Origin of the sequence: Pseudomonas turukhanskensis (assembly GCF_027922365.1) — a bacterium.
Classification (GTDB): Bacteria; Pseudomonadota; Gammaproteobacteria; order Pseudomonadales; family Pseudomonadaceae; genus Aquipseudomonas; species Aquipseudomonas turukhanskensis.
Genome location: NZ_BSFN01000019.1, coordinates 16,321 through 31,227, shown reverse-complemented (window position 1 = coordinate 31,227; position 14,907 = coordinate 16,321). Strand labels below are relative to the sequence as shown.

Genomic DNA, 14,907 nt, shown 5'->3' with positions numbered 1-14,907 from the left:
GGACGACAAAATGAATCAAGACCTCCGTCATCCCCACGCAGGCGGGGATTCAGATTGTTGATCGGGGCGGTGTATTGAGTAAGGCGCGAGCGTCTGGATTCCCGCCTACGCGGGAATGACGGTGAACGACCGAGTCGCTCACTCAACCTCCAACAACAGCTCATTCGCATCATTACTGTCGGGTTCGATCACCACCGTGCACGTCATCCCCGCTGCCAGCAGCAACCCATCGGGCACGCTGTCGATACGAATCCGCACCGGCACCCGTTGCGCCAACCTCACCCAGTTGAATGTGGGGTTCACATCCGCCGTCAGCTCATGGCTCTGCGGGTTGTCGCGGTCGTAAATGCCGCGGGAAATACTGTCCACATGCCCCTGCAAACGAGCGCCGCTCATCATGCGTATTTCGGCCGGCGCACCGACAGCTATCAGCGGCAGGCGCGTTTCTTCGAAGTAGCCGTTGATATAAAACGAGTGGCTGTCCACCAGCGCCATGGTGGCCTGGCCTCGCTGGGCGAAGTCGCCACGGTAAACGTTGAGGTTGGTGATATAGCCGTCGACCGGCGCGCGCACTTCGGTGCGTTTGAGGTCCAGGCGCGCGGCCTCCAGGTGCACCAGCGCTCTCTGGTAATCGGCCTGGGCAGCGTCGGCCAGGTGGCTGGCGTCATCACGGCTCTCGCGAGACACCACTTGCTCATCCATATCGGCACGGCGCTGGGCGTTGTCCCGGCGCCGATTCAACGCTGCTTTGCGCGCCGCCACGTCGGCTTCGGCCTGCTGCACGGCCAACTGGAAATGCGTGGGGTCGATGCGCAGCAACAGGTCGCCCTTTTTCACCGTCTGGTTGTCGGCCACCGCCACCTCTTCCACCAGCCCGCCGACGTCGGCAGCGATATTGATGACATCGGCACGCACCCGCCCATCGCGGGTCCAGGGCGCATCCATGTAGTGGGTCCAGAGGGTGCGCAGCACGCACAGCGCCAGGGCAAACACCAGCAGGCTGACCAATACGCTGATGACTTTTTTCGCGGACATGGTGGGGGCTCGGCTCAACGATAAATGCACAGCGCCAACGCGCCATACAGGCAAATAAACAGGCTGACGCGCAGCAGCGTGGGGTGCCAGGCGTGGCGGTAGACACCGAGCCAGGCGAGCAACCGGTCCAGGCCCCAGCCGAGCAGTACGCAAAGCAGAAACAGCAGGGTCAGGCTGGGCATGTACACGCCCAGCACGTGCACTTCACGCGGCATGGGCAGCTCCGGCAGCAGGTGCCAGCGGGGACTCGGGGTCGAGCAGGGCGCTGCGGATAAAGTGCAGGTAGCTGAGTACTCGGCGCAGTGGCGAGGTGTCGAACTGCGGTGCGCGCGGTTCAGGGGTACCGCGTACGGCGGCAATGGCATGCTCCACCGCCGTCAGCGCGCGTTGGCGGTGCTGCTCGGTCGGGCGTACGAACAAGCGGATCAGCGCCCGCCCCATCACCCGAATGGCCCGGCGCCAACGGGTGTTTTCGCCGTAGCAAGATTGAGCTGGCAGAGCAGCTTGTTCCTGGCGCAGCTCGATCACCGCATGCCCCACTTCCTGCACCAGAAACATCCAGCGCAGCAGCTGGCGCTGCACATCCGGCCGGCTGCTGGAAAAGCCGTGGGCCTGGTTCAGCAAATCCCGTGTGCCGCTTTCAAACCCGGCCACCAGGCCTTTGAGTTTGCCGCTGACGGCAAACACCACGCGCATGCGCAAGTCATGCTCCAGACGTCGCCATAACCAGGGGCGATTGGGCGGCAGAATCAGCGCGGTAGCCAGCGTTGCCATGGCCATCGACAGCAGCGCGGCCAGGTATTCGTTGATAAAGCCGTAGGGGTTATAAAGGGTCAGGTTGGCCGGTAGCGACAGCATGCAAAACCACACCAGCAAACCGGTGCCAATGCCGGACCACTGCGACCGCGTAAGCAAGGTGGCGCCGAGCGCAAACACCGGCGTCAGGGCGCAGCACAGCAAGGCAAACCCGTCGAGCCGGGGCAGCACAAAAAACAGCAGCGTAAAACCCAGCACCGCGCCGCCGCAGGCACCGACAAACAGTTGCCCGGCCAGGCGCTTGGGGTTGGCGCCGGCCGACACCAAACCGGTGATCATGCCGGCAGTCATCACCAGCGTGGTGCCACTGGGCCAGGCGGTGGCCAGCCAGAACGCACTCAGCACCAGCATCAACAGCGACCCGCGCAGTCCGGCGACGATGGCGGCCGTGCCATTGGCGCGCGGTGTAAAAGCCCCGGTGAATTGCTCGCGCACATGGTGATGATCGAGTAAGGAGGCGTGGGTAAGTGCGTAGCTGTGCAGGTCGTCGGCAAAGCGATAGAGCAGCTCGGCGGCGGTATTGAAATCGAGCATCTGCGCTTCATTAGGCTGCTGCATATTCAGTTGCAAGCGGGCGCGGCGAATCTGTTCCATCAGCTCCACCTTGCAGGCCTCCACGCGCTCGGCCAATTGCACCGCTTCGGCATCGCTGCACAGGCGCGTGCGCAACGGCGCCAGCACGGCGGCCACTTCGGCCAGGCACGGTTGCAACGCGTCCACCACGCCCTGCTCGCCCGCCACGTGCAGGCGGCGCAGCAACTGATAGAGCGCGTGAAAGCGGGTGGAGAGCAGCATGAACTCGTTGTTCAGCCGCGCCAGCCGACCGCTACGCAGGCGGTAATGCGGGTCTTCGAAGGCGCTGGCATTACGCAGGTTTTCCAGGCCCACAGCTTCGGCAGCAAAGCGTGCATTCAGTTGTTCGAACCGAGTGGGCGGCAGCTCACCGGCCAGGCCTTCCCAGGCAAACCCGGCGAAGTCGCGAAAGCGTACGGCCAGGGTGCTGCGCAATGAACTACTGCTGGTTTGCGGCAAGAGCAGGCCGTTGACTACGCCGGTGCAGAGAATGCCGAGGCTGATTTCCAGCACTCGCCACAGTGCGGCCATAAACGCGCCTTCGGGGTGCAGTGTGGCCGGCAGGCCGATCATGGCGGCGGTATAGCCGGCCAGCACGCAGGCATAGCCACGAAAGTCCCGGTAGCGGGTAGCACCTGCCGTGCACAGGCCGATCCACAACGCCAGGCTGAGCAAAAACAGCACGCGCTCCTGGGCGAACAAAGCAATCAGCAGCACCATCATCGCCAGGCCGACAAAGGTGCCGATCAGGCGGTAGAAACTCTTGGCCAGCACCTGCCCGCTTTGCGGCTGCATGATGATAAAGACGGTCACCAGCACCGTGCTTGGCTGCGGCAGCTGCAGGCGGTACGCCAACCACAGGGCCAGAAACGCAGTGACCAATGCCTTGGCTACAAACACCCAGCTCAGGCCTTCACTGCGGCCCCAGTCGGCCAGCAGCGCGCGCAGCGGTTGCAGGGTTACCGTGCTCATGGCGCTACCTCATCTGTACTCAGCACGCCACCACCGAGGGCGACCCACAACTGCGCCTGGCTACCGAGTTGCGCGGCCAACACCTGTTGCTGCAAGCGCTGCTGCTGGAACACGTCGGTTTGCGCCTGCAGCACCGCGCGAAAATCGGTAAGACCACGCTGGTGTGCCACCCCAGCCAGGTGCCGATTGGTTTGCGCCAGGGCGAGCGAGTGGGCGACCAGCTGCTGTTGCTCATGCAGCGAATGCAGGCGGGTCAACACATCGGCGACGCTGTGCAGCGCCGCGATCACGGTCTGGTTGTAGTGCTCCACGGCCAAGTCGTAGCTGGCCGAGCGTTCACCCAATTGCGCACGCAGGCGACCGCCATCAAAGATCGGCAACGTCAGCGCCGGGCCAAGGCCGTAGGTGAGTTTGTCGTAACGCAGAAAATCCAGACCACCGCCCTGCACCGCCGCCGAACCCAGGCTGCCGAGCAGATTGATGTCGGGATAGAACTCGGCCTTGGCCGCTTCAATACCCTGCGCCTCGGCCGCCACCTGCCAGCGACGGGCTACGATATCCGGGCGTCGGCCCAGCAGCGCCAGCGGCAGGCTGTGGGGCAAGGTTGGCACTTCGCTCAGTTGCAATTGCGGGCGCCGCAAGCCCTCGCCGGCATTGGGCGGTTGGCCGGTCAACGCGGCCAGTTGATGGCGGCTGAGGGCGATGGCTTCTTCGGCCAGATCGAGCTGGCGCAGGGTTTCCGGCAAGGGCGTCTGCGCCTGGCTGAGCTCGTATTGGGTGCCTATACCGGCCTGCAAGCGCCGCTGCGCCAGGCTGACCAAGTGCTGTTGTTGCGCCACCGCCGCCGCGGCGATATCCCGCTCGGCAAAGCGCAGGGCAAGGCCGACATAAGCGCGCAGCACATTGCCCTGCAGTTCCAACGCGGCGGCACGCGCGTCGGTGGCCGCCACCTGCGCCAGGTTCAGCGCCTGCAAACGCTGGCTGCGTTCGCGGCCCCAGAGGTCGAGGTTGTAGCTCAGGCTCAGGCCCTGGGTATTGTTCCAACTGGTGGTGCGGCCGAGGGTGCCGGGACCATAGAAGCCGTCGTCCGGCCAACGCTTGCGCTGCATCTGCACACCGTAGTCGACCTGCACCGCCTCGTCGGCCTCAACCACACCTGCCATGGCCTGGGCCTGGCGCACGCGGGCAGCGGCCATTTTCAGGCTGGGGTTGGCGGCCAAGGCCTGGGTCATCCAGGCATTGAGTTGCGGGTCGCGGTAGGCCTGCCACCACTGTTCGCTGGGCCAGGCGATATCGACAGACGCCGAATCCAGCGGCGCAGGCGCCTGGTTCAAAGGACGAATACCGCTGCTGTCGAGGCAGGCACTCAAGGAAAACGAACACAGACACAAGCTGGCAAGGCGAAGCCATTGCCCATGGGTGCGGGGCACTGCGAGACATCCTGACAAGGCGGCGGCTAAAAAGGGGGGCGGCTCTTGATGGCCGACTCGGGGGGCGATTCTAGGCGGCCGTTGAAGGATGGATAAGCGAGGTTTTAGGCGAATCATTGTGTACTAAACTGCGACAATCCTTGGCAGGTTTCCTGCCAGACTGCGCACCCGCCCAGCCTGCAGGCTGGCGCCTCAGAGGAATTTACCGGGTGGACATCCTGTTCAATATGCGCACCTTTGTGTGTGTGGTCGAAACCGGCAGTTTTACTGCCGCCGCGCAACGTATGGACCTCACGACGTCCTACGTCTCGCGCTCCGTTGCCACCCTGGAAACCCACCTGCGCACCCGCCTGCTGCAACGCACCACCCGGCGCATCGCCCTCACCGAAGCGGGCCAGCGCTACCTGCTGCGCTGCCAACAGATTCTGGGCTATATCGAAGAAGCCGAAGCCGAGGCTGGCGACGCCCACGCACACCCGGCCGGCAACCTGAAAGTGCACTCGATGACCGGAATCGGCCAGCACTACCTGATCAAGGCTATCGCCGCCTACAACCGCAAATACCCGGACGTGAGCTTCGACCTGACCCTGGCCAACCGCACCACCGATATTCTCGACGAGGGCTACGACGTGTCGGTGGTAATCGCCCGGGAGTTGCCGGATTCGGGGCTGGTGTCCAAATGCATCGGCAGCACCTTCAGCGTGCTGTGCGCATCGCCTGGCTATATCGCCGAACACGGCTTTCCCCATCGCCCGGGTGAGCTGCAGCAGCACCGCTGCCTGCGGTTGGTGAACGCAGCCATGAGCCTGGATAAATGGGAATTCGAAGGGCCCGATGGCGACGAAATGGTGACCATCAACCGTTCGGTGTTTCAGGTGAATACGGCGGACGCCATGACCGAAGCGGTAAAGGCCGGCATCGGCATTGGCGCCTTGCCGGTGTACTCGGCCATCGCCGGCCTTCGCGACGGCAGCCTGGTGCGGGTGCTGCCGCAGTACCGGCTGTACCAGTTGAAGGTATTTGCGCTGTACCCGTCGCGGCAATACCTGGATGCCAAGATCCGTACCTGGGTGGAGTTTTTGCGCGACACGTTGCCTGAGCGTTTGCAGGCCGATGAAGCCAGCTTGCAGGAACTGAGTGGCATGCTGAAGGCGTTATGACGCAAAACCTCCGATTGCCCTATCGAGGCTGAAGCCTCGATAGGCTCGCACGGCTAGCCTCAAGCCTCGTTGAAATCCATCTCCGGTGGCTGACGGCGGAAGCCTCCGGTCAACGCAGCGAGGTAGATCACGCCCAGGCTCAGCCAGCTCAGCCCCAGAATGATTGCCAGATGATCCAGGCTGATCATCAGCCATAGATCCGCCACTAACCCCACCAACGGGCACAGCAGGAACAACAGCAGTTCGCGGCCGCCGCGTTTTTCGCCGTTGATCCAGTAGTGAAAAATCACCGCCAGGTTCACCAGACTGAAGGCCAGAAAGGCGCCGAAGTTGATAAACGAGGTGGAGGTGGTGACGTCCAGTTTCAGCGCCAGCAGCGCCACCACACCGCACAGCACGATGCTGTTGACCGGCGTACCGAAGCGGCCCAGACGGGCGAAGAAGCCCTGGGGCAACACCCCGTCACGGCCCATGGCGAACAGCAGGCGCGAGGCGCTGGCCTGAGCCGACAAACCCGAGGTGAACTGGCCGACGATGAGACCAATCAGGAAGAAGGTCACGAACAGGTCGCCACCGATATTCAGTGCGATTTCCGTGGCGGCCGAATCCGGGCTCTGGAACTCGATTGAGGGGTGCGCCAGCTGCACGAAGTACGACACGGCAATAAAGATCGCGCCGCCGATCAAGGTGATCAGCAAAATCGCTTTGGGAATGGTTTTGCGTGGCTCGTGGGTTTCCTCAGTAAGGGTACTGACCGCGTCAAAACCCAGGAATGAGTAGCAGGCAATCGCCGCGCCGCCCATCACCATCGGCAAGTGCACGTCGCCGTTGAAGAATGGTTTTAGCGTCCACAACGCTTGCGTGGCGTCGCCGGCCACGTAGTGAATGCACAGCACCACGAAGGCCACCAGCACCAGAAACTGCACCAGCATCAGGCCGATGTTGATGGTGTTGGCCAGCTTCAGGCCGACCACGTTGATCAGCGTGGTGACGCCGATAAACGCCAGCACCCACACCGCCTGCGGAATAGCCGGGAAGGCCGAGGCCAGGTACGCCGCACCGATCAGCCAGATGGCCATGGGCAAGAAGAGGTAGTCGAGCAATACCGCCCAGCCGGCGAGAAAGCCGAGTTTGGGGCTGATGGCTTTGCGCACGTAGCTATACGCCGAGCCGGCCACCGGAAAGGCCGCCGCCATACGGGCATAGCTGAAGGCGGTAAAGAGCATGGCGATGGCCGCCACTACATAGGCCGAAGGCACCGCGCCGCCGGTGGTAGTGGACAGAATGCCGAAGGTGCCGAGCACGATAATGGGGGTCATGTAGGCGATGCCGAACAGCACCACTGAACCGAGGGACAGCGTTCGTTGCAGACGAGCCATGGGGACTACTCCTGATGTTTTTAGTTTTTTGGGCAGTAGATTTGGGCCCCGGTCTTCCGGTCGCTGCCAGAAGACTCCATTGGATGGGGCGGTGGTTCTTATTCGTTGCTCTGCGGGTCACCGCCAGCAGAGATGAGGTACGCGTGTGCACAACAGTGATCAGGGAATCAGCAACTCCCGACGCCCATCGGCATGCTCGATCACCTCGCCCGGCAATTGCAGGCGTTGGTCGTCGAGGTAGCGGTAATCGCGGCGGGCGGCGGCCAGTTCGCTTACATCGAACTCGGCGCTGAATTGGGTTTCTTCGCGGCCGGCTTCTTTAAGCAGCGTGCCGAACGGGTTGACCAGCGCGCTGCCACCGGCAAACACCAAGCCGCCATCACCTTCACCCACGCGGTTGACCATTAGCGCAAACGCCTGGTTCTCCTGGGCGCGGGCCATGATCGCGGTGCGGTGGGTGGGACCGTAGGGGTCCATATTGCCGTTGGTGACAATGATCAGCTCTACGCCCAGCTGCGCCAGGGCGCGGGCGGTTTCCGGGAATTCGATGTCGTAGCAAATCAGCAGGCCAACGCGCAGGCCGTTCCACAGGCAGGTGCTGTACCGGTCGCCGGCGCTGAACACGCCACGGTCCGAGGCCCACAGGTGGGTTTTGCGGTATTTCAGCGCAATGCCTTCGGGGGTGAGCAGCACGGTGGTGTTGAAGTAACGACCGTCATCAACCTCGGCCACACCCACCACCACGCTGATGCCACGCTCGCGTACGGCGCTTTGTACGGCTTTCAGAGTCGGGCCATCGAGGGGTTCGGCAACGGCGGCAACTTGTTCCGCGCTGGGAAAACCCATCAGGTGAGTTTCCGGAAAGACGAGCAACTGGGTATCGCTGGCACAGGCGACGATGGCATCCAGGGTGCGTTGCAGGTTGTAGGCAGTGTCTGCGTCACGACCGGCAAGCTGGGCGAATTCGACCTTCATGGAGGTTCCCTTTTCTCGTTATCGCGTAGCGTTGGTATCGTTATCCCGCGGCGTTGGCCTCGCCATGAGCGCCACAGTCGGGGCAGTATGCGCATCACGCCGGGCGCTCGTAATCACGCAGGCGTGGTAACCCATCGGGGTTAGTCGTTTTTGAGCATGGGGTAGGAAAATGTCGTTGACGCTGCAGGACATCGCCTGGCACCGCTCGGTGGGGCAATTGATCGAAGCCCTGCCCAAGCCGAATTTCTGGACCCTGCTGGTGCGCCTGCTGGAACAGTATGTGGCGTTCGACAGTTGGGTGGTTTTGCTCTTCAGCTCCGAGCAGCGCCCCCTGGTGTTCGCCGAATGCCCCGGAAACGACGGCGGCCCGGACACCCTGTTTCAGGATTACCTCAAGGGTTTGTACCTGCTCGACCCCTTCTATATTGCCAGCCGTGAACAGGCGCAAACCGGCTTCTTCCGCCTGGCGGAAGTGGCGCCTGAGTATTTCGAGCAGACCGAGTACTACCAGCGCTACTTCCGCCTGAATGTGGTGGCCGATGAAATTCAGCTCAATTGCCAGCTCGATGGCGACCGCACCTTGTGCCTGTCGCTGGGCTCGACGCAGCGTTTTAGCGCCGAGCAGATAGCCTTGCTGTCGCTGATCCAGCCCTGGGTTATCGCCCTGCTGCGCCAGCGCATGCCGTTTGAAGAAGTGGTCCCCACCGCCCCGATGCCGGCCAGTGGGGTGTGGCGCACACAGTTGGAAACCTCGGCGCTGCAACTCAAGGGCGCGCAACTCACCGCCCGCGAACTGGACGTGGCGCGCCTGATGCTTAGCGGCTGCTCCAGCAAGGAAATCGCCCGCAAGCTGGATATCTCGGCCGAAACGGTGAAGGTTCACAAGAAACATATCTACAGCAAACTGGGGATCAAATCGCAGTCGGAGCTGTTTTCGATTTTTCTGCAGGCGCAGAACGCATAGACCGAGTGCTGCCCTTCCCCTCACCCCAACCCTCTCCCTTAGGGAGAGGGGGTTGATCGTACGCGGTATCGAGTCTCCCCTCTCCCGCGGGCGGGAGAAGGGCCGGGGGTGAGGGCCAGCTGTCACGCAACAATTGCCCGCTACCCTCGACTGCCTTAACCGGGCCGTCTACGCTCAGCCCTGCCGTCCATGCCCCAAGGGAGCCCGCATGAGTCTTTCGCTGCTTAGCCGCTACGCGTTTTTTGTTGCCTGTCTTGTGTTCACCCTCGCCAGTCTGCCGTTCTACCACCATGAGTGGCTGTGGCCATTTACCCTGCTGACAGGGGTGCTGACGTTGATCGGCATCGGCGACCTGCTGCAAACCCGCCATGCGGTGCGGCGCAATTATCCGATTCTGGGCAATATTCGTTACCTGGTCGAAGGCGTTCGCCCCGAGATCCGCCAGTACCTGCTCGAAGCCGATGGCGACAAGCTGCCCTTCTCCCGCGCGCAACGCTCTCTGGTTTATGCACGCGCCAAGAACGAAGGGGCCGACAAACCCTTCGGCACCCTGATTGACGTGTACCAGAACGGCTTCGAATTTATCGGCCACTCCATGCGCCCGGCCACGCTCACCGACCCCGACAGCTTTCGCGTGATCATCGGCGGCCCGGCGTGCAAGCAGCCCTACTCCGCCTCGTTGTTCAATATCTCGGCCATGAGTTTTGGCTCGCTCAGTGCCAACGCCATTCGCGCCCTGAACAAAGGCGCCAAGCTCGGCAATTTCATTCACGACACCGGCGAGGGCAGCATCAGCGAGTACCACCGCGAGCACGGCGGTGACCTTACCTGGGAGCTGGGCAGCGGTTATTTCGGCTGCCGCACCAGCACCGGCCTGTTCGACCCTGAGCGCTTTGCCAAACAGGCGCAAAGCCCGCAGGTACGGATGATTGAAATCAAACTGAGCCAAGGCGCCAAGCCGGGGCACGGCGGCATTCTGCCCAAGCACAAGGTGACCAAGGAAATCTCGGAAACCCGTGGGGTGCCGATGGGCGAAGACTGCGTGTCGCCGTCGCGCCACAGCGCGTTTTCAACGCCCATAGAGCTGCTGCAATTCGTGGCCCAGTTGCGCGAACTGTCGGGCGGCAAACCGGTAGGCTTCAAGTTTTGCCTGGGCCATCCATGGGAGTTCATGGGCATCGCCAAGGCCATGCTGGAGACCGGCATTCTGCCGGACTTTATCGTGGTCGACGGCAAGGAAGGCGGCACGGGCGCGGCGCCGGTCGAGTTCACCGACCACATTGGCGTGCCGATGCGCGAGGGGCTGCTGTTTGTGCATAACACCCTGGTGGGGCTGAACCTGCGCGACAAGATCAAGCTGGGCGCCAGCGGCAAGATTGTCAGCGCCTTCGATATCGCCAGCGTGCTGGCCATCGGCGCCGACTGGGCCAACTCGGCGCGCGGTTTCATGTTTGCCATCGGCTGTATTCAAAGCCAGAGCTGCCACACCAACAAGTGCCCTACCGGGGTGGCGACTCAGGACCCTTTGCGCCAGCGAGCGCTTGTGGTTGAGGACAAGGCGCAGCGGGTTTTCAGTTTTCACCGCAATACGCTCAAAGCCCTGGCCGAGATGCTGGCGGCGGCTGGGCTTTCCCACCCCAAGCAGCTGGATGCGCGCCATCTGGTGCGGCGGATTTCGGCCACCGAGATCAAAATGTTTGCTCAGGAGCATGTGTTCCTCAAACCCGGCGAATTGCTGAGCGGCAAGATCAGTGGCGAGTTTTATGAGCGCATGTGGAAGATGGCGCGGGCTGATAGTTTTGAGGCGGCGCCTGAGGAGCCGGATCATCAGCCGGCGGCGCCGGCGAAGCTGGATGCGATACAGAGCGTGTAGGTTTTTTTGCGTCTTGTCGGCGGGGCTTTGTTCGGTGTGCTGGAGGTTCGTTTCCGGTTGGCCGGCATGCTGTGATTTTCTTCGTTACCGCGCGTGCTGAGGGTTTTGTCTCGCGCCTTACGCGCGAGTTTCTTTTTCCAGTCGTCGGAATGCCGCACCATAAAAAAGAAACCAAAAAATCTTGCCCCTACCTGGGCCCTACGCTGCGCTTCGGGTCCCCTCGCTACGTCGTCGCTCCAGGGGCCGGGCTGAAGGGCCATCCATGGCCCTCATCCCTCTGCGCGGCTCCCGGCCGCTACGACCCCTTACGCAACGACTCCACTCGGCCTGGCGATCAAGGGGCGGGTAGATCAAAAGCGGAGCCAAAAGCGCAAGATCAAAAGCGGGAGATCAAGAGCCAAGTCAGAAGTACGTCAACGGGTAGATCAACGACGTTTTCTCTACGGAAAGTTACATATTATGAAACTTTCCGTACAGTGTTTTACGTTGCATTTTTTCTCACTCAACACTAAGTTTCTGTTTGTGTAACTTTTCGTTGAGTCGCCACATGCTCCTTTCCAGCACTCCCATTCAACCAATGCGTCAGCTGCTCCACAGTTTGTATGCGCTGGCGAGTGCGGAGCGTTATCTCTTTACCCCGGAGGACCTGCGAGGCTTGCTGCCGGAGCTTTCAGATGGGGCTTTTAAAACGTTGCTCAGTCGGGCTGATAGAAGTGGGCTGCTGCGGCGTGTCTGTCGGGGTTTGTATGTGTTCGAGCCGGCAGCGCCGCGTGATGGCTTGTTGCTGTTTCATGCCGCCGCGCGCTTGCGGGCGAATCATTTCAATTACATCAGCCTTGAGACGGCGCTGAGTGACGCCGGGGCGATTTCCCAGGTGCCTATCAGTTGGCTCACGGTGATGTCGTCCGCACGCAGCAGCCGCATAGATTGTGGGCGTTGGGGCACGTTGGAGTTCGTGCATACCCGCCAACAGCCCGCCGATGTGGCTGAACATCTGCAGTACGATGCCCGCTGCCGGCTGTGGCGTGCAACCACCCAGCTGGCTCTGCGCGATATGCGTGCTACGCGCCGCAGTATGGATTTGGTTGCCCCGGATCGGATGGATGGGAGCAGTACGGATGAACCTGTTTGATCGGCTAGTGGATGAAGCGTTACGCAATACCGAGCAGTTGGCGCCGCTGCGCATGGTGGTGGAGAAGGAGTTGTTGCACCACGACATCATGCTGGCGCTGAGCGGCGCGGGGTTACTGGCAAAACTCACGTTTATTGGCGGCACGTGTCTGCGAGCTTGCTATGGTTCCAATCGCTTGAGCGAGGACCTCGACTTCACCGGCGGCGCCGATTTCAGCCGCGAGCAGTTGAAGGAACTGGCGCACGTGCTGGTGGATACGCTCAAGGAAAAATACGGACTGGATGTGGCGGTCAGCGAACCGACCAAAGAGACGGGCAGTGTCGATACCTGGAAGCTGAAAATCCAGACCCGCCCCCACAGCAAAACCCTGCCCGCGCAACGTATCAACATCGATGTCTTCGCCATTCCCAGCTATCTGCCGCAACCGTCGTTGCTGCTCAATCCTTACGGGGCGGACATGGGTACCAGTGGTTTGATTCTGCAGGCTGAGGCGCGGGAAGAAATCTATATCGACAAGGTTGTGGCCTTTGCGCTTCGCGCCAACCGCATCAAAAACCGCGATCTGTGGGATTTGCTCTGGCTGCGCCAGCAAACGGTGGTTCCTCACTGGCCGTTGCTCAAGCGCAAACTGGCGGACCATCGTTGCACGCCGTCTGATTTCCTCGGGGCTTTCGCCCAGCGCGCAGCGCTGATGGGAAGCGACGCGAACATCGCTGCGGACTTTCGCCACGAGATGAGCCGCTTTCTTCCTGCGCGGTTGGTGGCGAGCACGGTAAACGAACCAGCGTTCTGGACAGTGCTGGTTCGGCATATTCAGCAGTTGCACCAGGACGCAAAAAACCAACTCGGCGATCACCCGGCTGAACCATTCTTTCCGATGTAAGCCTCGGGTATTCTCGATCACTCAGCCCGCACGGACTCTCTCCCATGGCATTGCACACCTGGCTCGTTTATCTGATTGCCGTCGTCGGTCTGTCGCTTACGCCCGGCCCCAATGGCCTGTTGGCGCTGAGCCATGGTGCGCTGTATGGCCAGCGCAAAACCTTGTTCACCATCAGCGGCGGCATGCTCGGTTTTACCGTGCTGATGGCCCTGTCGATGTTCGGCATTGGCGCGCTGTTGCAGGCCTCCGCCCATGCTTTGACGGTGTTGAAGTGGGTGGGCGGCGCGTACCTGGTGTGGCTGGGTGTGCAGCTGTGGCGGGCACCGCCGATCAAGCTGAGCACCGAGGGCGTGGCGCCGAGCAAGTCGGGGCATGCGCTGTTTCGTCAGGGTTTGCTGTCGGCGATTTCCAACCCCAAAGTCATTCTGTTTTTCGGCGCCTTTCTGCCGCAGTTTCTCGACCCCGGCCGCGCGCTCTGGCTGCAGTTTGTGATCATGGTGCTGACCTTTGTGCTGTTCGAGGGCTTTGTCGAATACCTGTTGGCGCGCCTGGCGCATCGTATCCGACCGTGGCTGGAGCGCAGCGGCAAAGGGTTCAACCGCGGCTGCGGCAGTGTGTTTGCGTTGATGGGCGCCGCCCTGCCGACGCTGCGCTAAGCCATGGCCCGCGCCGCCCCACCTGATTTGCACCGCCCCGGCGCCGCCTTGCGCGCCGTGGCACGCAGTTACCCGCGCGGGCTGTTTATCGAGCCCCATGCCCACGACTGGGGACAACTGCTGTACGCCCAGAGCGGCATCATGTGGGTGGAAACGCCGGGCGAGGCGGTATTGGTGCCGCCGCTACGCGCGGTGTGGTTGCCCGCCCAGGTTCCCCATGCCGTGCGGGTGGTGTCGGAGCTGGAAATGCGCAATATCTACCTGCGCCCCGACCAGCCCCACAGCCTGCCCGGCAGCACCCAGGTGCTAGAAGTGCGGCCGTTGTTGCGCGAGCTGATCCTCGGCCTGGTGGCTGAACAAGGTGCCGAAGACACCGAGTATTACCAGCGCCTCAGCGCCCTGGCCGTGCTGGAACTGCAGCGCGCCCAGCACTCCCACCTGCGGGTACCGCTGCCCGATGCACGAGACCGGCGTTTGCTTAACCTGTGCCAAGCGGTAATCGCTTCGCCCTCGCAAGCTTTCTCGTTCGAGCAACACGCCACAGCGGCCGGCGCCAGCGTGCGCACGTTAGCGAGGCTGTTTCAGGACAGCCTCGGCATGGGGTTCGCCCACTGGAGGCGGCAAGTGCAATTGGCCACGGCGGTGGCGGCGTTGATCGAGGGCACGCCGGTCAGCCGCATCGCGGCGGACCTTGGCTACCGGCCCAGTAGCTTCAGCGACATGTTTCGACGCGAGCTAGGTGTCGCGCCGTCTGACTATCTGTCCTAACGCTCCTACGGGCTATTTTTGGCCGATAAACAGAAGTCTTTGACCTGAGCACCGTTTCCCGGTCGCTAGACTGAGCCCATTCACCCGATTGGAGCCTCAGCATGAACTACCTCATTTCCCTGGCGGCCGGTCTGTTGGTCGGCGTCATCTATAACCTCCTGGACGTGCGTTCACCCGCGCCGCCAGCCATTGCCCTGGTGGGTTTGCTAGGCATGTTGGCGGGCGAGCAGTTGCTGCCATTGGGTCGCCAACTGGTTAGCCACTGGTTGTCCTGATTTCCTGTTTCTACTG

Annotated in this window: 14 protein-coding genes; 8 read left to right on the top strand and 6 right to left on the bottom strand. The window is 62.0% G+C overall.

The features are described 5' to 3' along the window. Window positions 1-138 precede the first annotated feature (138 nt). From PKE98_RS22015 to PKE98_RS22000, 4 genes are read right to left on the bottom strand one after another with little or no spacing between them, the layout of a single operon-like run. On the bottom strand, window positions 139-1,035 hold the full coding sequence (locus PKE98_RS22015; RefSeq protein WP_271197545.1) for an efflux RND transporter periplasmic adaptor subunit: 897 nt from the start codon (window positions 1,033-1,035) through the stop codon (window positions 139-141). 14 nt (window positions 1,036-1,049) lie between these two features. Beyond that, on the bottom strand, window positions 1,050-1,250 hold the full coding sequence (locus PKE98_RS22010) for a DUF1656 domain-containing protein (protein ID WP_271197544.1): 201 nt from the start codon (window positions 1,248-1,250) through the stop codon (window positions 1,050-1,052). Then, window positions 1,240-3,396, bottom strand: coding sequence for an FUSC family protein (locus PKE98_RS22005; protein WP_271197543.1), 2,157 nt, complete (start codon window positions 3,394-3,396; stop codon window positions 1,240-1,242). The genes PKE98_RS22010 and PKE98_RS22005 overlap by 11 nt, the downstream gene beginning before the upstream one ends. After that, complete coding sequence (locus PKE98_RS22000) at window positions 3,393-4,826, bottom strand: efflux transporter outer membrane subunit (RefSeq protein ID WP_271197542.1); 1,434 nt, start codon at window positions 4,824-4,826, stop codon at window positions 3,393-3,395. Before PKE98_RS22000 ends, PKE98_RS22005 begins: the two co-directional genes overlap by 4 nt. A 209-nt stretch (window positions 4,827-5,035) precedes the next feature. Here PKE98_RS22000 and PKE98_RS21995 point away from each other — a divergent pair, with 209 nt between their 5' ends. Beyond that, a complete protein-coding gene (locus PKE98_RS21995) occupies window positions 5,036-5,986 on the top strand; it encodes a LysR family transcriptional regulator (protein ID WP_271197541.1) in 951 nt (316 codons plus the stop codon). Window positions 5,987-6,045: 59 nt separating this feature from the next. Here the strand turns inward: PKE98_RS21995 and PKE98_RS21990 are convergent, their stop codons facing one another. Further along, window positions 6,046-7,365 carry an APC family permease gene (locus tag PKE98_RS21990; RefSeq protein ID WP_271197540.1) on the bottom strand — a complete coding sequence of 440 codons (1,320 nt, stop codon included), beginning with the start codon at window positions 7,363-7,365 and terminating at the stop codon, window positions 6,046-6,048. A 159-nt stretch (window positions 7,366-7,524) separates the two neighbouring features. Then, window positions 7,525-8,340, bottom strand: coding sequence for a carbon-nitrogen hydrolase family protein (locus PKE98_RS21985; RefSeq protein WP_271197539.1), 816 nt, complete (start codon window positions 8,338-8,340; stop codon window positions 7,525-7,527). A 169-nt stretch (window positions 8,341-8,509) separates the two neighbouring features. Here PKE98_RS21985 and PKE98_RS21980 point away from each other — a divergent pair, with 169 nt between their 5' ends. The 7 genes from PKE98_RS21980 (at window position 8,510) to PKE98_RS21950 (ending at window position 14,891) form a co-directional block, all read left to right on the top strand. Further along, window positions 8,510-9,304: a response regulator transcription factor gene (locus PKE98_RS21980; RefSeq protein ID WP_271197538.1), complete on the top strand. Its 795-nt coding sequence runs from the start codon at window positions 8,510-8,512 to the stop codon at window positions 9,302-9,304. Window positions 9,305-9,512: 208 nt separating this feature from the next. After that, window positions 9,513-11,177: an FMN-binding glutamate synthase family protein gene (locus PKE98_RS21975; protein ID WP_271197537.1), complete on the top strand. Its 1,665-nt coding sequence runs from the start codon at window positions 9,513-9,515 to the stop codon at window positions 11,175-11,177. Between the two features lie 547 nt (window positions 11,178-11,724). Further along, window positions 11,725-12,309: a type IV toxin-antitoxin system AbiEi family antitoxin gene (abiEi, locus tag PKE98_RS21970; protein WP_271197536.1), complete on the top strand. Its 585-nt coding sequence runs from the start codon at window positions 11,725-11,727 to the stop codon at window positions 12,307-12,309. Continuing rightward, window positions 12,296-13,192, top strand: a complete 897-nt coding sequence (locus PKE98_RS21965) for a nucleotidyl transferase AbiEii/AbiGii toxin family protein (protein ID WP_271197535.1) — start codon at window positions 12,296-12,298, stop codon at window positions 13,190-13,192. Before abiEi ends, PKE98_RS21965 begins: the two co-directional genes overlap by 14 nt. Before the next feature lie 44 nt (window positions 13,193-13,236). Further along, window positions 13,237-13,848: a LysE family translocator gene (locus tag PKE98_RS21960; RefSeq protein ID WP_271197534.1), complete on the top strand. Its 612-nt coding sequence runs from the start codon at window positions 13,237-13,239 to the stop codon at window positions 13,846-13,848. A 3-nt stretch (window positions 13,849-13,851) separates the two neighbouring features. Beyond that, a complete protein-coding gene (locus tag PKE98_RS21955; RefSeq protein WP_271197533.1) occupies window positions 13,852-14,616 on the top strand; it encodes an AraC family transcriptional regulator in 765 nt (254 codons plus the stop codon). A 101-nt stretch (window positions 14,617-14,717) separates the two neighbouring features. Next, the gene (locus PKE98_RS21950) at window positions 14,718-14,891 is read left to right on the top strand and encodes a DUF1427 family protein (RefSeq protein WP_271197532.1); all 174 of its coding nucleotides are present in this window, start codon (window positions 14,718-14,720) and stop codon (window positions 14,889-14,891) included. The last annotated feature ends 16 nt before the right edge of the window (window positions 14,892-14,907 follow it).